Here is a 16,063-nt window from a genome sequence, read left to right on the forward strand (position 1 = left end):
CGGGGGGCGGCTTTCGTTCGGCTGTGGTCAGTCGTGGCTGGGTGCGGTGTGGTACTCGAACACCAGCCCGCCGATGGTGATGAGCAGCGCCACCACGGCGAGCACGAGCAGCCAGACGTGGAAGAACGCCAGCGCGACGCCGCCCAGCGCGGCCGAGGCGGCCAAGCCGACCGGCCAGTAGCTGCCGGGGCTGAAGAAGCCCAGCTCGCCCGCGCCGTCGCTGATCTCGGCGTCCTCGCGGTCCTCCGGGCGCGGCTCGATCCGGCGCGCCACGAACTGCAGGTAGCTGCCCGCGAGGAAGGCGAGCCCACCGGTCAGCAGCAGCGCGACGATCCCGACCGGCTCGGCCTTCTTGTCGTTCGCGAAGAGGTCCGTCATCACCCAGTAGATGCCGGACATGACGACGGCGAACACCGCCACCAGGTAGAAAATCCGGGCTTCGACCTTCATGGGACTTTCTCCCCTACTCCTTCGGTTCTCCGGAACCGGCCGGGTGGACTCAGTTGGACGCGGTACGCGCGGTGCGGTCGGTGTTGAACGGCTTGGTGGTGACCGCGTACGGGCTGCACAGCTCGCCGCAGTTCATCGCCGTCAGCGCCTCGGACGCGGTGTTCAGCCGTCCGGTCTTCGGGTTGGTCTGCGTACGCAGCTTCAGGTACTGGTCGTACTTGTCCGGGGACAGCGCCCGCACCTCGAAGTTCATCACCGAGTGGTAGGTGCCGCACAGCTCCGCGCACCGGCCGACGAAGGATCCTTCGCGGTCGATGGTGTTCTGGAAGGAGTTGTCCTGGTTGTTCTTCTCCGGGTCCGGCATCACGTCGCGCTTGAAGTGGAACTCCGGGACCCAGAACGAGTGGATCACGTCGGTGGAGCGCAGCCGGTACTCGATCGTCTTGTTCGTCGGCAGCACGAGCAGCGGGATCTCGCCGGAGGAACCGATGGTGCTGACCTGGCCGCCGTCCGGGAGCTTGGCGTTCGCGTCGTCGTACTTGAACTCCCAGTTCCACTGGAAGGCCACCACGTCCACCGTGACGTCCGGGTTCGGCTTCTTGTCCAGCACGTGGTTCTCGGTGGTCGCGGTGAAGAAGAACAGCACGCAGACCATGATCGTCGGCACGACGACGGTGAACAGCTCGAGCGGGATATTGTACTGGAACTGCCGGGGCAGGTCCTCGGGTCCCTCGACGGCGGCGTTCTTCTTCTTGCGGTGGAAGATGGCGGTCCAGAAGATCAGGCCCCACACGATGACACCGACGACCAGGGCAGCGATGACCGTCCACGTCCAGAGGTTGCGCATCTCGTCGGCCTGCGGGGTCACCCCGACCGGCCAGCCGAAGCGGAGGACCTCGTCCCCGGAGCAGCCCGTCGCGGTCAGCGCGACGAGCGCGACCAGCACGGAAATCCGCCCGGCCCGCTTGATCACCGGGGTGCGCTCTGGCTTTCCCACTGCGCCCTGCCCTTTCACCCAACCGGCCCCCGGACTGCAGGAGCCGCCTCCACCGTTCTTCGTGACACGCGGAGCCTAGCCGAGTTGGCGGTTCCCGCCGACCAAGGGGTGACCAGTTGCGCCACGCGTCACCCGCTGCCCGGGTACCCGCCGCGTACGCGGCATACTGGGCCCTTCCCCGGACCGGCCCGACCCTGAGGTGTGTGAGTACACGTGTGCGGCCTGCTTGGACTGATCTGCGCCACCGCAAGCGACGCGGCGAAGGCCCGCTCCGCCGTCGGCACGGCTATGCGCTGCCAGCGCCACCGCGGGCCGGACGAGCAGGACACCTGGGCCGACGGCGAGGTCGTGTACGGCTTCAACCGGCTGGCCTTCATCGACGTGGACCACGCGCACCAGCCGCTGGTGTGGGGCCCGCCCGAGACACCCAGCCGGTACACGCTCAACTTCAACGGCGAGATCTACAACTACCGCGAGCTGCGTGACGAGCTGGCCAAGGGGTTCGGCGCGAAGTTCTCCACCGAGGGCGACGGCGAGGCGATCGTCGCGGCGTACCACTACCTCGGCGCGGACGCGGTCAAGAAGCTGCGCGGCATGTTCGCCTTCATGATCTGGGACTCCGTGGACAAGGTCGTCTTCGGCGCGCGGGACCCGTTCGGCATCAAGCCGCTGTACTACTCCGCCGGCCCGCAGGGGGTGGTCTTCTCCAGCGAGAAGAAGAGCCTGCTCCAGCTGTCCGACGAGCTCGGCGTCGCGCAGGAGCTGGACCGCACCGCGCTGCAGCACTACCTCGTGCTGCAGTACGTGCCGGAGCCGGAGTCGCTGCACACCGCGATCCGCCGGGTCGAGTCGGGCACGTCGTTCCGCGTCGCGCCCGGCGGTCAGGTCGAGTTCACCCGGTACTTCCACCCTCGCTTCGCAGCGAAGCCGGTGCACGGCGCGGGCGAGGCCGAGCAGTTGTACGAGCGCATCGCCGATGTGATGCGCGACTCGGTCGGCAAGCACATGATCTCCGACCCGGACGTCACGGTCGGCGCCTTTCTCTCGGGCGGCATCGACTCCACCGCCACCGCGACGCTGGCGAAAGAGCACAACCCGAACCTGATCGCGTTCACCACCGGATTCGAGCGCGAGGGCTACTCCGAGGTCGACGTGGCCGCCGAGTCCGCCGCGGCGATCGGCGTGAAGCACGTGGTCCGCACGGTGTCCGCGGACGAGATGATGGAGGCGTTGCCGCTCATCGTCTGGTACCTCGACGACCCGGTGGCCGACCCGGCGCTGGTACCGCTGTGGTTCATCGCCCGCGAAGCGCGTAAGCACGTGAAGGCGGTGCTGTCCGGCGAAGGCGCCGACGAGCTCTTTGGCGGGTACACGATCTACAACGAGCCGATCTCGTTGGCGCCGTTCGAGAAGGTGCCCGGTGGCGTACGCAGGCTGCTGGGCAAGGTGTCCACGAAGATCCCGGAAGGCACCCGTGGCAAGGACCTGCTGCGCCGTGGCGCCCTGACGCTGGAAGACCGCTACTACGGCAACGCACGCAACTTCCGCGACGAGCAGCTGCGCGCGGTGCTGCGTACGTACCGGGAAGGCGTTGGCTTCAAGGACGTCACGGCGCCTTGGTACGACGTCTCGCGCGGCTGGGACCCGGTGGCCCGGATGCAGCACGTGGACCTCTACACCTGGCTTCGCGGCGACATCCTCGTGAAGGCGGACAAGGTCACCATGGCCAACTCGCTGGAGCTGCGCGTGCCGTTCCTGGACGCCGAGGTGTTCAAGGTCGCCGCGAGCATCCCCCTGGACCAGAAGCTCGCGCACGGCACCACGAAGTACGCGCTGCGGCAGGCGCTGGCCAAGATCATCCCGCCGCACGTGCTGAACCGGCGCAAACTGGGCTTCCCGGTGCCGATCCGGCTGTGGCTGCGCAACGAGATGTACGACTGGGCGCGCGGCATCATCAACGATTCGAAGACCGACGAGCTGCTGGACAAGAACGCCGTCCTGCGCCTGCTGGAGGAGCACAAGGCGGGCCAGCTCGACCGCAGCCGCCAGATCTGGGCGCTGCTGGTGTTCATGCTGTGGCACGGCATCTTCGTCGAGCACCGCATCAAGCCGGAGATCCCGGAGCCGGTCTACCCGGTCAAGCTCTGACCAAAGCTGTGAAGGGGCCCTTCACGGACTCTGAGTCCGTGAAGGGCCCCTTCACAGCGATCAGAGTCAGGCGGGCAGGACGGGGGCGATCTCGTCGGCCGAGGACGGGCCGAAGGCCTCGCTCAGCCGTTTCAACGCATCGGTGCGGTCGAAGGTCCACTCCTGGGTGCCGACCGTCTCCAGCACGAGCACCGCGATCAGTGAACCGAGCTGAGCGGCCCGTTCCAGGCCGAGACCGCCGTCGAGCGCGGCGAGGAATCCGGCGCGGAACCCGTCTCCGACCCCGGTCGGGTCGGCCTTGGTGCGCTCCGGGACCGCGCCGATCTGCAGCGCGAGACCGTCCCGGCCGATGATCTCCACGCCCTTCTCGCCGAGCGTGGTGATCCGCATGCCGACGCGTTCGAGCACGTCCGCCTCGGTCCAGCCGGACTTCTGCAGCAGCAGTTCCCATTCGTAGTCGTTGCTGAACAGGTACTTCGCGCCCGCGACGAACTCCCGCACCTGCGCCCCGTCCATCCGGGCGAGCTGCTGCGACGGGTCGACCGCGAACGGGTATCCGCGCTGCCGGCACTCCTGCGCGTGCCGGACCATGCCCTCGGGGTCGTCCGGCCCGATCAGCACCAGGCTCAGCGCACCGGCGCGGTCGGCGATCGGCTTGAGCTCGATGTTGCGGGACTCCGACATCGCACCGGCGTAGAAGGTGGCGATCTGGCAGAGGTCCTCGTCGGTGGTGCAGACGAACCGCGCGGTGTGCGCGACCTCGGAGACCAGCACCCCGCCGGTGTCCACGTCGTGCCGCTCCAGCCAGGAGGCGTAGTCGGCCCAGTCCGCGCCCACCGCGCCGACCAGCACCGGGCGCACGCCGAGCACGCCCAGCCCGAACGCGATGTTGGCGCCGATCCCGCCGCGGCGCACGACCAGGTCGTCGGCGAGGAAGCTCAGCGACACCCGGTGCAACTGCTCGGCCACGAGCTGCTCGGCGAACCTCCCCGGGAAATGCATCAGATGGTCCGTCGCGATGCTGCCGGACACGGCGATCCTGGGCTTGTCTGCCACCGGTTCTCCTCAGAGCTGTCGGGTACGCCTGGCACGGGCGTGCCCCTTCCGGGTGGTTCCCACGCCCCTGAAAACACTACCGGCTGGTACCGGTGTTGCCCTCGACGCGAGCTCAATAACGTGCCAGAAGTGCACCTGACGACCGAACCCGAAACGCTCGGCGAGCTGATCGCCGACTGCGCCGACATCCCGCCCGCCCTGCACGCCCCGGCCGGCCGCGAGGCCCGGCTGCCCGCGCCGCGGCCCCGCCCGTGGACCGTGGACGAGGCGTGCCACGCCCAGGTCGCGGACCTCGACGCCTACGTCTGATCCCCGGGGGCCGGTTCCGCCACCACCGGCTGCACGCCATGCCCCCGCCGCCGACCACCTGAAACGCGCGAAGGCTGTCCACCGGGTTCGGTGGACAGCCTTCGCGGGTGTCCCGGCTCAGTGGAAGCTGTCGCCGCAGGCGCACGACCCCGTGGCGGTCGGATTGTCGATCGTGAAGCCCTGCTTCTCGATCGAGTCCACGAAGTCGATCACCGCTTCGCTCACGTACGGGGCGCTGGCCCGGTCGACGGCCACACGCAGGCCGTCGAACTCGCGGAACAGGTCGCCGTCGAGCGTGCGCTCGTCGAAGAACAGCTGGTAGCGCAGGCCCGCGCAGCCACCGGGCTGCACGCCGATGCGCAGGTGCATGTCGTCGCGGCCCTCCTGCTCGAGCAGGGCCTTCGCCTTGGCGGCGGCGGCGTCGGTCAAGGTCACGCCGTGGGTCTCCTCGGCGGTCTCGGCCTGCGTCGCGCCGGTCTGCTCAGCGGTCGTCATGGCACTCCCTCTAGGTCGAACTCGCTGCGGGTGCTTCTCATCCACTACGGACAACACGAACAGCACCCGATCTGTTCCCGGCCCCATCGTCGCATATGCCGCGACCTGGTGACCAACGCCGTGACGTCTGCAATATCCTGGACCGGTGAGGTTCCTGCGCCGAAAGTCCGAAGACCCCGCCGCCGACGAGTCCGCGGCCGAGTCCGCCGCGGCCGAATCCGGTCCGACCGCCAAGGCGTACACGCCGGCCAAGGGGCGCGCCACCCCGTCCCGGCGGGAGGCCGAGGGGCGCAAGCGCGGTCCGGTCGCGTCACCGCCCACCACCATGCGTGAGGCGATGAAGCGCAACAAGGAACTGCGCAAAGCCAACCCGGTGACCAAGGAGGAACGCCGGGCGGCCGCCAAGGAGCGGCGGGACCGGATGATGTCCGGCGACGAGAAGTACCTGCCCCCTCGCGACCGGGGGCCGGTCAAGGCCTACGCGCGCGATCTGGTGGACTCCCGGCGCAACATCCTGGGCCTGTTCATGCCGCTGGCCATTCTGGTGTTCGTTGCGCTGCTGATCCCGGTGCCCGCGGCGCAGCAGTACATCACCCTGGTCTGCATGGCGATGCTGCTGGTCATGGCGGTCGAGGGCTACCTCAACGGCCGGCGGATCGGCAAGCTGGCGCGGGAGCGCTTCCCGAAGGAGCCGCCCGCCGCGACCCGGGGCCTGGGCTGGTACTCCTTCGTCCGGGCGAGCCAGATCCGCAAGCTGCGGGTGCCCAAGCCGCGGCTGCGGGCCGGCGACCCGATCCCCGGCTGACCCAGTCGTCAGCAACGCGAATTGCCGGTGCCTAGGCTGGGCGCCATGGAGTTTCGACGGCTCGGCCGCAGCGGCCTGAACATCAGCGAGATCGCCTACGGCAACTGGCTCACGCACGGTTCCCAGGTCGAGGAGGACCAGGCGCAGGCGTGTATCAGAGCGGCGCTGGACGCCGGAGTGACCAGCTTCGACACCGCCGACGTCTATGCCAACACCGTGGCCGAGTCGGTGCTCGGGCGCGGGTTGCGGGGGCAGCGCCGGGAGAACCTGGAGATCTTCACCAAGGTCTTCTGGCCGACCGGGCCGAAAGGACCGAACGACCGGGGCCTGTCCCGCAAGCACATCGTGGAGTCCGCGCACGCCTCGCTGCGCCGGCTCGGGACCGACTACGTCGACCTGTACCAGGCGCACCGGTTCGACCGGACGGTGCCGCTGGAAGAGACCATGCAGGCGTTCGCCGATCTGGTGCGCCAGGGCAAGGCTCTCTACATCGGCGTCTCCGAGTGGACCGCAGACCAGATCACCCGCGGCGCGGCGCTGGCCAGGGAGCTGAAGATCCCCTTCGTGTCCAACCAGCCGGAGTACTCGATGCTGTGGCGGGTGATCGAATCGCAGGTGGTGCCCGCGTCGGAACGCGAAGGGCTGGGCCAGATCGTGTTCTCGCCGGTGGCGCAGGGCGTGCTCACCGGCAAGTACCGGCCCGGCCAGCCGCTGCCCGCCGGGTCGCGGGCCACTGACGAAAGCGGCGGCGCCGGCGCGGTCAAGCACCTGCTGAGTGAGAAAACCCTTACCGCAGTGGCGAAATTGGCTCCGCTGGCGGCCGACGCCGGGCTGTCCATGGCGCAGCTGGCGGTGGCGTGGGTGCTGCAGAACCCGAACGTCGCCGCGGCGATCATCGGCGCCTCACGGCCGGAGCAGGTGCACGAGAACGTCAAGGCGGCCGGGGTGAAGCTCGAACCCGAACTGCTGACTGCGATCGACGAAGCGCTGGCCGGCTTGGTGATCACCGATCCCGGACTGACCCGGACCGTGTGATCAGCGTCGCAGCAGCTGCTCGGTGACCGCGAGGTCGTGCGGGTAGGTGATCTTCAGGTTCTCCGCGCTACCGGGCACCCAACGCACCGGCAGCGCGGAGAACCGCTCCATGCAGGAAGCCGTGTCGGTGCCGAGAAACGCTTCTGCCTCAGCCTGTTCATACGCCGCGAGCAACGGCCGCGCACGGAAGCCCTGCGGGGTCTGCACCCGGATCGCGCCGGGCAGCGGGGCGCCGACGGTGTCCGGTCCGGCCATCGAGACCACGTCATCGGCGGCGAGACCCGGCACCGCTCCCCCGTGCTCCCGGGTCCGGTCCAGCACCGCGCCGATCAGCTCCGGCGTGACCAGAGGGCGGGCCGCGTCGTGCAGCAGCACCGCGTCCACCGTCCCGTCCTCGATTCGCGGCGCGAGGTGGCGCAACGCGTTCAGCTCGGAGGCCTGCCTGGTCGGCCCGCCGGGCACGATCTCCACCCGGCCCGGGTGCGCGGCCAGCACTTCCCCGGCCAATTCCCGGTCCTGCGGCCGGATCACCAGCACCAGCACACCGATCCCGGGCACCGCGGCGAAGGCCGCGAGCGACCAGGCGGCCACCCGCCGTCCCGCCACCGGCAGATAGACCTTGTTCAGCGCGGCACCCACCCGGGTGCCCGCGCCACTGGCCAGCACGACCCCGGCCGCCGTCGTTTCGCGCACGGCGCTCAACCTACCGTCCGGCCTGGCGGTAGGTTGAGCGCCGGGAGCCCCTGGCGAGAGGAAGACCTGGCGTGGACGCGGAGACCGGCATCGAGTTCGGCGAGATCGAGCCACCCAGCGACCAGGCCCGCTCGGCCGCCATCGCGTTGCACGGCAAGCTGGTGAAACCGGCCGGTTCGCTGGGCAGGCTGGAGGAGCTGGGCGTGTGGATCGCGGCCTGCCAGGGCCAGGCCCCGCCGCGGCCGTTCACCCGGCCCCGGGTGGTGGTGTTCGCCGGGGACCACGGGATCGCCGCCAAGGGCGTGTCCGCCTATCCGCGCGAGGTCACCTCCCAGCTGGTGGCCACCATGCTCACCGGCGGAGCGGCGATCAACGTGCTCGCCGCCGCGGCGGGAGCCGGGGTGCGCGTGGTGGACATGGCCGTGGACACCGAGGAATCCGCGATGCGCTCCCTCGGCGAGTTCAAGGTGCGCCGCGGCTCGGGCTCGATCGACGTGGAAGACGCGCTGACCGACGCGGAGGTCCGCGCGGCGGTGCTCGCGGGCCGGAAAATCGCCGACGCCGAGGTGGACGGCGGCGCCGATCTGCTCATCGCCGGTGACCTCGGGATCGGCAACAGCACCCCGGCCTCGGTCCTCGTCGCCGCGCTGACCGGTACCGAGCCGGTGGCCGTGGTCGGCCGCGGTTCCGGCATCGACGACAACACCTGGATGCGCAAGGCCGCCGCGGTCCGTGACGCGCTCCGCCGGGCCCGCGTCGTTCAGGCCGATCCGCTGGCTCTGCTGCGGACCTCCGGCGGCGCGGACATCGCTGCCATGGCGGGGTTCCTGGCGCAGGCCGCCGTGCGCCGCACCCCGGTCGTGCTGGACGGTCTGGTCGTATGCGCGGCCGCGCTGCTGGCCGAGGAACTGGCCCCCGGCGCGCGCCGGTGGTGGATGGCCGGTCAGCTGACCGGCGAGCCCGCGCACGCGCTGGCCCTGGAGCACCTGGACCTCGGCGGCATGCTCGACCTGGACGTCCGGCTCGGCGAGGGCACCGGCGCGGTCACCGCGCTGCCCCTGCTGATGATGGCCGCCCGGATCCTGGCGGAGATGACCACGCACGAGCAGTCCGGCGTCTCGGGCCCGCTCGCGACGACCTGATCCAGCCGCCGCGAAAGCTGTGAAGGGGCCCTTCACGGACTCTGAGTCCGTGAAGGGCCCCTTCACAGCCATGGGGTTCAGCGCAGCGCGTCAGCGCAGGCGCAGCAGCCAGCCGGACGGAGCCGGGTGAGTGCCTTCCTGGATGCCGACGAGCTGTTCACGCAGCTGCATGGTCACCGCGCCGGGCTGTCCGCCGGAGACGGAGAACTCGCCGCCGGTGTGCTTCACGTGGCCGACCGGGGTGATCACCGCGGCCGTGCCGCAGGCGAAGACCTCGGTCAGCTCGCCGGAGGCGGCCGCCTTCTCCCACTCCTCGGTGGAGATGCGCCGCTCTTCCACGGCGTACCCGGCGTCCGCGGCCAGCTGCAGCAGGGACCGGCGGGTCACGCCGGGCAGCAGCGAACCGGTCAGCTCCGGGGTGACGACGCGCGCCTTGTCACCCGAGCCGAAGACGAAGAACAGGTTCATCCCGCCCATCTCCTCGACCCAGCGCCGCTCCACCGCGTCCAGCCACACCACCTGGTCGCAGCCCTTCTCCACGGCCTGCGCCTGCGCCACGAACGACGCCGCGTAGTTGCCCGCGCACTTGGCCGCGCCGGTGCCACCGGGCGCCGCGCGCACGTACTCGGTGGACAGCCACACCCGCACTGGCTTCACCCCGCCGCTGAAGTACGACCCGGCCGGCGAGGCGATCAGCGTGTACACGTACTCCGCGGCCGGCTGGTTGACGCCCAGCCCGGTCGAGGTGGAGATCAGGAACGGCCGCAGGTACAGCGAGTCGCCCTGGCGGGTGGGCACCCACCGCTCGTCCACCTCGATCAGCTCGCGCAGCGAGTCGAGGAAGATCTCCACCGGCAGCTGCGGCATGGCCAGCCGCTCGGCGGACTCCTGGAACCGGCGGGCGTTGGCGTCCGGCCGGAACGCGGCGATCGTGCCGTCCGGCTGGCGGTAGGCCTTGAGCCCCTCGAAGATCGCCTGACCGTAGTGCAGCACGGAGGTCGCCGGGTCGAGCGTGAAGGGGGCGTACGGGCCGACCGTCGCGTCGTGCCAGCCCTGCTCCTGGTTCCACTTCACGGTGACCATGTGGTCGGTGAAGTAGGTGCCGAATCCGGGTTTGGCCAGTACCTCGGCGACACGGTCCGCGCTCGCGGGGCTCGGGTGCGGGACATGGCTGAACTGCGTCGCTGTGGTCATACCCGGATATTAGCTTGGTCGGACGGGCGTTAGTCGGATGTCCTCGTTTTTCCGGATCCCGGCCCGCCACCGTGGCCACCACGCGGGACCCGCCTCTACGATGGCGGGGTGACCACGCAACCCGCGCACCCGGCGAAGTCCACCGGCACCGACGTGAAGACCTTCGCGACCGCGGTCCTGCTGACTTTCGGTGCCGGGATGCTCGGCATGGTCGGCTGGGGCCTGCTCAGCAGCGGCTTCGGCTTCTTCCTCGGCCTCGTCGCGGCCGGTTTCGGCATCTACTGGTGGCGCAGCCTGCACGGCGGGGTCATCACCGCGAACCTGCCTGCCCGCTCGGTGGTGGCGCTGTTCGTGATCGACGCCATCCTGATGGTGGCGCTCTTCTTCATGACCCGATGACCCGCTAGCGCGATCGGCCCGGCAGTGCGGGCTGGGGCCAGGCCGGCTCCGGCCGGAAATCGGTGTACGAGCCGTCGAACGGGAACGCCCCGCGCCCGGCCAGCGCGCCGATCCGCTCGCCCTCCTCGCGCAGCCGGTCTAGCTGCTCCGGTGTGAGCCGCCCCGCCTCCACCGCGGCCACCGCTTCGTCCTCGTCCTTCCAGCGCCAGCCCGTGTTCGGCGTGACCACCAGGTCCAGGATGCCGTCCATCCGGTCGGGCCCGCCCGTGCAGCGGCCGAGCGGCACTTCGAGGTTGACGTACCAGTCGCGGAACCGGCCGTCCGGCTCGAAGAACCACCACACCGACGACCAGGCGTCCTCCGGGATCATCCGCAGCGTTGAGGTGCCGTGCCAGGTGTCGGGCACCGGAATCCGCGGCACGCGAAACCGTTCGGCCAGCGGGGCATCACGCAGCGCGCGGCCGTCCTGGAGCCGGCTCGCGATGATCGGCGTCCCCAGCGGAAGCCAGCCGAACAGCACTTGCCCGTCGTCGGAGATCACTCGCAGCGGATGCTCCTGTCCGACGGAACCGTCCGGCCGCACGAAACGCTCAACGACGGTTTGCCCCGGCGCCCAGCTGCGTCGGCGGTATCCATCGCCGCCTCCGCGGGAGGAAGTACGTCGGCGGTATCCATCGCCGCCCCCGCGGGAGGAAGTACGTCGGCGGTGATCATTCATGTACGTCACCGTAGCGGCGAAGCCGAGTACGCAGCACCAGCTCGACGACTGTGGCGAGCCCTGCCACGAGAAGCACCGCGTACACCGGAGCGAACGCCGCAGCCGCTGCCGCCACCACGCCGCCTGCGACGCTGGGCAGACCGCCGGACGGCGCGAACCGCTCCCGCGCGTCAGTGAACGTCGTCAGCGCTGCAGGCACCGTCGCGAGCACTGCGACCACGGTCAGCAACGGCTGTAGCTGACCGGCATCCGCGGCATACAAGAGATCGCGGAACGAGGTCTCGGCGAGCCCCAGCCGAATCGGGCCAAGCTGAACCAACGCGACCACGGTCACCAGCACGGCCACCACTGCGAGCGTCACTGCGCGCAGCCGCTCTCCCTTACTCGGCAACAAGAACGGCAACACGACGAGCGCAGCCACCACGACCGCGGGCACGTTCGGAGCACCGACGCCGTCAAAGGTCACCACTGGCGGTACGACGGCACACAGCACCACGAGTACCGCTGCAGCGACAAGCAGTACGACAGTCAGCCAGCGTACGAGCACAGCGGGCAAGCGCAGCCCCGCGAAGTCAGCTGCGACAACGAGAACCACCAGCGCGCCCGCGGCGTACGACGACTGCGACGGCACCACGTACGCACCGAAGACGATCGCGAAGACCACCAGCTGAGCCAGCCGTGCGACACCACCGGTGTAACGGTCGAGCTGCCCCGTTCCGAGAGAAGGAAGCCGGGAAACCAGTACCGCGACAACCGCGGCCAGCACCACCCCGGCGAGCACCCAGTACCCGGCCCCGGCAGCACCCACTGCCAGCACCATCAGGAGTCCGCCCCCTAGCCGCACTATGGTCCCCTTCCCACCGTCGCCCGAACGTGTCATTAGCATGGCTCACAATCGACCGGGCAGGCCCGCCCGGTCCACGCAACGTCGCGAGGAGCCAGAAGTGACCGTGCCGAAGCTTGCCCTCACCGAGAACACCGAGGCGGCCGTGGGCAAGACCCGCGCCGACGTGGTCGTGATCGGCATTGTGCAGGGCGCGGACGGTCCCGTGCTCGCCGCCGGTGCCGAAGTCGCCAACACGGCGTTCGACGGGACGCTCGCCGACGTGCTGGGCACGCTCGGCGCCACCGGCAAGGCGGAGCAGGTCGTGAAGCTGCCGACGCTGGGCAAGCTGCCCGCGGGGGTGCTGCTGGCGGTCGGCCTCGGCAAGCAGCAGGACGGGACGGTCACCGCCGAGCAGGTGCGCCGCGCCGCCGGTGCCGCCGCCCGCGCGCTGGCCGGCACCGACCGCGCCTTCGTCACGCTGTCGGTGCTCGACCTGCACGCGGCCGTCGAAGGCACCGCGCTGGGTGCGTACACCTTCACCGAGTACCGCTCGGAGAAGGGTGACAGCCCGCTGGCCCGCGCCGACTTCGCGAACCCCGCCGAAGGCACCGCGCGCGAGCACAAGGCCACGCTGAAGGCTGCCACCACGATCGCCGAGTCGGTGATCATCGCCCGCGACCTGATCAACACCCCGCCGAACGACCTGTTCCCGGCCTCGTTCGCCGACCGCGCGAAGAAGCTGGCCGAGGCGAACGGCCTGGACTTCGAGGTGCTCGACGAGAAGGTGCTCAAGCGCAAGGGCTTCGGCGGCATCCTCGGCGTCGGCGGCGGTTCCACCCGGCCGCCGCGGCTGCTGCGCGTGAGCTGGAAGCCGGCCAAGGCGGGCAAGAAGATCGCGCTGGTCGGCAAGGGCATCACCTTCGACTCGGGCGGCATCTCGCTCAAGCCCTCGGCGGGCATGGACGACATGACCTCCGACATGTCCGGCGCGGCCGCCGTGCTCGCCTCGGTGGTGCTGGCCGCCAAGCTGAAGTACCCGCTTGAGGTCACCGCGCACATCCCGCTCGCGGAGAACCTGCCGTCAGGCAGCGCCTATCGCCCCGGCGACGTGCTGACCATGTACGGCGGCAAGACGGTCGAGGTGCTCAACACCGACGCCGAGGGCCGGCTCGTGCTGGCCGACGCGATCGTGCGGGCCGCCGAAGAGGACCCGGACTACCTGATCGAAACCTCCACCCTCACCGGCGCGCAGGTGGTCTCGCTCGGCAACCGCACCGCGGGCGTGATGGGCACCGACGAGTTCCGCGACCGGGTCGCGGACATCATGCAGGCCACCGGTGAGGGCGGCTGGGCCATGCCGCTGCCCGAGGAGCTGCGCGCCGACCTGGACTCGCGGCTGGCCGATCTGGCCAACGTCACCAGCCACCGCTGGGGCGGCATGCTCGTCGCCGGCATCTTCCTCGGCGAGTTCGTGCCCGAGGACCTGACCTGGGTGCACATCGACGTCGCCGGCCCGTCGTACCACAAGAACGCGCCGTACGGCTACACCGCCAAGGGCGGCACCGGCGTGCCGGTCCGCTCGATCGCCGCTGTCCTCGCCGACATCGCCGCGCACGGCTGATCCCTCGCCGGAATTGCGGTGAAGGGCACCTTCACGGACGCTGAGTCCAGGGTGTCGGCAAAGTCGGCGTGGAGGGCCCTGCGCAGCTGCGGAGGGCTGTGAAGGGCCCCTTCACGGACTCTGAGTCCGTCAGGGGCCCCTTCACGGACTCGAAACCGGTCGGGCAGCCACGGCTCTCTCTGCTGATCACGGGCCCTCGACCGACTTTGCCGGGGCCCTGGACGCTGAGGCCGTGAAGGTGCCCTTCACAGACCACGAAGCAGGGACGTATGGAACGCGACGACTACCTCGAAACCGCCGTCCGCGACGTGCTGACCGGTGACGATCTCGCGGTGGACCGCCGGATCGGCCACGCGGCCCTCCTGCTGGCCACGGCGGGCACGGCCGGGCCGGCGGACCGCCTGATCACCCAGTGGCAGGCGGTGACCGGCCGGCCGGCCTCGGCGCTGGCCCCCGACGCCGTGCGCGCCCGCGGATGGGCGATGCTGTTCGAGGCGCGCGGCGACCGTCCACAGTGGACAGAAGCCCTGCCACCGCTGGACCTCGATGCGGAAGAGCACGCGCACAACGCTTTTCTCACCCGCCAAGTGTCTGATTTGGACGGTCTGTTCGAGGGATCCCCGGCGGCGGGCGCGGTCGGCGCCCTCGCCCCGGGCAAGCCCGATCCGGTACGCACCGCGCTCGCCGCGGCCGACCTGGACGGCTGGGCCGCACTGGTCGCGAACCGCCCGGAGCCGGACGTCGCGGCACTCGCGGCCACCCGCGCGCTGGCACCCCGGCTGGTCGCCGGCGCCGATCCCCTCGGCCTCGGCCCGGAATGGCCGCACCAATGCGCGGGCGCGTTGATCGCCGCGCTGCGCGAGCGATATCCGACCGGCCCGGAGAGCTGGCCAGAGCTGGTCGCAGCGATCCTGCGGCTCCGCGGGCAACGCTCCAGCAACCCGGCCACCGCGGCGGACATCGCACAAGCCGAACACCGGCTCGGCGTCCGTCTTCCGGAGGACTACCGCGAGTTCCTGGCGGTGACCGACGGCCTGCCCGCGGACGTCGTCTTCCCCCGGCTGCTGCCCGCCCGCGCCCTGCGCGCGGAGGGCGATGTGGTGATCATCTCCGAGCCCGCGACCGTGCTGCTCACCCACGCCGGCGGCGACTGGCACGCGGTCGAGGTGGACCTGGCGCTCGGCAGCAGCGCGCACCCGTCGTTTCGCGCGCTGCTCGAACACCACCTCCGGCTGCTCGAAGCGAGCGCCTGAACTCCGGGCTACTGGGCATCGGCGAAGTCGGCCTGAGGGCACCTTCACACCACGGGAAGTCCAGGGTCCCGGCAAAGCTGGTCGAGGACCCGTGATCAGCAGAAAGAGCCGCGGCTGCCACGTCATCATCGACGGCGCTTGCCCTCTTCGTCGATCACGCCCGGCAGCGGATGAAGCGGAGGTGTTCGAGATGCGCGGCCACCTCGCGGTGTGCGCCGGACCTGTCCCGGGTCTGTGAAGGGGCCCTTCACGGACTCTGAGTCTGTGAAGGGGCCCTTCACGGACCTTCACGGACCTCCGCAGTCTGCGCAGGGCCCTCCACACCGACTTTGCCGACAACCCGGGAGCGGGCCACGAGGTGCTCGCCCGGGATCCGGCGCGATCACGCCCCCGGACGGCGCTTCTGCCGCTCACGGTAATCACGCATGCGCTGCGGGTAGCCGACCCGGGAGACCTCGTATACGGGGATCGTGTTGCGGTGCCCGAACCGTTGCGCCGCTTCGAGACTGCCGATCCGCCGCCGGGTCGACTCGCCGTCGTGTGCAACCAGCAGCACAGTGGTCTCGGTCACCGTCGTGCGCGGCTCCACGAACGCCTCGACACCGCGCCGGGCCGCCGCCCATTCCTGCAGGTAGCGAGTGTCCTCGGCGTCGGCCCGCCGGACCGTGCCGGACCCTCGGCCACCGCGGCCACGGCGCCGGAACCCGTCGAAGATCCCCACTCCGACCACCTCTCTTCCTGCTGGCATCCCACTTCCATTATTCCTGCCCGGCGGTGTGGCCGGGGTCGCATGCCCGGCTTGGCCCGGCTCGCTCGCACGGCCGGACGGCGTAGTGACAAGATGGCCATGACGCGCGCGCGTTTATACCGCGTGCCGCGGCGAAGAAGAGCTTCACCCCATCGCTGCCGAGGAGTTATTGAA

The 16,063-nt window shown here is 70.3% G+C and carries 17 protein-coding genes; 8 read left to right on the forward strand and 9 right to left on the reverse strand.

Annotation, left to right across the window (positions count from 1 at the left end; genetic code table 11):
- Positions 1-27 precede the first annotated feature (27 nt).
- Positions 28-450: a cytochrome c oxidase subunit 4 gene (locus tag ATK36_RS07505; protein ID WP_098510606.1), complete on the reverse strand. Its 423-nt coding sequence runs from the start codon at positions 448-450 to the stop codon at positions 28-30.
- Positions 451-499: 49 nt separating this feature from the next.
- The gene (gene ctaC, locus ATK36_RS07510; protein WP_098510607.1) at positions 500-1,447 is read right to left on the reverse strand and encodes an aa3-type cytochrome oxidase subunit II; all 948 of its coding nucleotides are present in this window, start codon (positions 1,445-1,447) and stop codon (positions 500-502) included.
- Positions 1,448-1,660: 213 nt separating this feature from the next.
- Here ctaC and asnB point away from each other — a divergent pair, with 213 nt between their 5' ends.
- Positions 1,661-3,595, forward strand: a complete 1,935-nt coding sequence (gene asnB, locus ATK36_RS07515) for an asparagine synthase (glutamine-hydrolyzing) (protein ID WP_098510608.1) — start codon at positions 1,661-1,663, stop codon at positions 3,593-3,595.
- Between the two features lie 66 nt (positions 3,596-3,661).
- On the opposite strand, the gene ATK36_RS07520 is transcribed toward asnB, so the two are convergent.
- Positions 3,662-4,651, reverse strand: coding sequence for a carbohydrate kinase family protein (locus tag ATK36_RS07520; protein WP_098510609.1), 990 nt, complete (start codon positions 4,649-4,651; stop codon positions 3,662-3,664).
- Positions 4,652-4,780: 129 nt separating this feature from the next.
- Here ATK36_RS07520 and ATK36_RS07525 point away from each other — a divergent pair, with 129 nt between their 5' ends.
- Positions 4,781-4,960 (forward strand): hypothetical protein, encoded by a 180-nt coding sequence (locus ATK36_RS07525; protein WP_098510610.1) that lies wholly within the window; start codon positions 4,781-4,783, stop codon positions 4,958-4,960.
- A gap of 117 nt (positions 4,961-5,077) precedes the next feature.
- Here ATK36_RS07525 and ATK36_RS07530 read toward each other — a convergent pair whose 3' ends face one another.
- On the reverse strand, positions 5,078-5,455 hold the full coding sequence (locus ATK36_RS07530; RefSeq protein ID WP_098510611.1) for a HesB/IscA family protein: 378 nt from the start codon (positions 5,453-5,455) through the stop codon (positions 5,078-5,080).
- 145 nt (positions 5,456-5,600) lie between these two features.
- On the opposite strand from ATK36_RS07530, the gene ATK36_RS07535 reads away from it, so the two are divergent.
- Together ATK36_RS07535 and ATK36_RS07540 are read left to right on the forward strand one after the other, a co-directional pair.
- Entirely contained in the window at positions 5,601-6,260 is a 660-nt protein-coding gene (locus tag ATK36_RS07535) for a DUF3043 domain-containing protein (protein ID WP_098510612.1), read from the forward strand.
- Between the two features lie 45 nt (positions 6,261-6,305).
- Entirely contained in the window at positions 6,306-7,295 is a 990-nt protein-coding gene (locus ATK36_RS07540; protein WP_098510613.1) for an aldo/keto reductase family protein, read from the forward strand.
- On the opposite strand, the gene ATK36_RS07545 is transcribed toward ATK36_RS07540, so the two are convergent.
- Positions 7,296-7,997 (reverse strand): IspD/TarI family cytidylyltransferase, encoded by a 702-nt coding sequence (locus tag ATK36_RS07545; RefSeq protein WP_211291832.1) that lies wholly within the window; start codon positions 7,995-7,997, stop codon positions 7,296-7,298.
- Positions 7,998-8,059: 62 nt separating this feature from the next.
- On the opposite strand from ATK36_RS07545, the gene cobT reads away from it, so the two are divergent.
- On the forward strand, positions 8,060-9,130 hold the full coding sequence (gene cobT / locus ATK36_RS07550; protein WP_098510615.1) for a nicotinate-nucleotide--dimethylbenzimidazole phosphoribosyltransferase: 1,071 nt from the start codon (positions 8,060-8,062) through the stop codon (positions 9,128-9,130).
- A 90-nt stretch (positions 9,131-9,220) separates the two neighbouring features.
- Here cobT and ATK36_RS07555 read toward each other — a convergent pair whose 3' ends face one another.
- On the reverse strand, positions 9,221-10,324 hold the full coding sequence (locus tag ATK36_RS07555) for a branched-chain amino acid aminotransferase (protein ID WP_098510616.1): 1,104 nt from the start codon (positions 10,322-10,324) through the stop codon (positions 9,221-9,223).
- A gap of 108 nt (positions 10,325-10,432) precedes the next feature.
- Between ATK36_RS07555 and ATK36_RS07560 the strand changes: the two genes are divergently transcribed.
- On the forward strand, positions 10,433-10,723 hold the full coding sequence (locus ATK36_RS07560; RefSeq protein WP_098510617.1) for a hypothetical protein: 291 nt from the start codon (positions 10,433-10,435) through the stop codon (positions 10,721-10,723).
- Positions 10,724-10,727: 4 nt separating this feature from the next.
- Here ATK36_RS07560 and ATK36_RS07565 read toward each other — a convergent pair whose 3' ends face one another.
- Together ATK36_RS07565 and ATK36_RS07570 are read right to left on the reverse strand one after the other, a co-directional pair.
- Positions 10,728-11,264 carry a DUF402 domain-containing protein gene (locus tag ATK36_RS07565; RefSeq protein WP_425427369.1) on the reverse strand — a complete coding sequence of 179 codons (537 nt, stop codon included), beginning with the start codon at positions 11,262-11,264 and terminating at the stop codon, positions 10,728-10,730.
- Between the two features lie 169 nt (positions 11,265-11,433).
- Positions 11,434-12,261: a sulfatase gene (locus tag ATK36_RS07570; RefSeq protein ID WP_245914495.1), complete on the reverse strand. Its 828-nt coding sequence runs from the start codon at positions 12,259-12,261 to the stop codon at positions 11,434-11,436.
- 124 nt (positions 12,262-12,385) lie between these two features.
- Between ATK36_RS07570 and ATK36_RS07575 the strand changes: the two genes are divergently transcribed.
- Together ATK36_RS07575 and ATK36_RS07580 are read left to right on the forward strand one after the other, a co-directional pair.
- Positions 12,386-13,888: a leucyl aminopeptidase gene (locus tag ATK36_RS07575; RefSeq protein ID WP_098510620.1), complete on the forward strand. Its 1,503-nt coding sequence runs from the start codon at positions 12,386-12,388 to the stop codon at positions 13,886-13,888.
- A 269-nt stretch (positions 13,889-14,157) separates the two neighbouring features.
- A complete protein-coding gene (locus ATK36_RS07580; RefSeq protein ID WP_098510621.1) occupies positions 14,158-15,141 on the forward strand; it encodes an SMI1/KNR4 family protein in 984 nt (327 codons plus the stop codon).
- Between the two features lie 382 nt (positions 15,142-15,523).
- Here the strand turns inward: ATK36_RS07580 and ATK36_RS07585 are convergent, their stop codons facing one another.
- Positions 15,524-15,871, reverse strand: coding sequence for an oxidoreductase (locus ATK36_RS07585; RefSeq protein WP_098510622.1), 348 nt, complete (start codon positions 15,869-15,871; stop codon positions 15,524-15,526).
- Between the last annotated feature and the right edge of the window lie 192 nt (positions 15,872-16,063).

It is taken from the genome of Amycolatopsis sulphurea (assembly GCF_002564045.1).
GTDB classification, from domain to species: domain Bacteria; phylum Actinomycetota; class Actinomycetes; order Mycobacteriales; family Pseudonocardiaceae; genus Amycolatopsis; species Amycolatopsis sulphurea.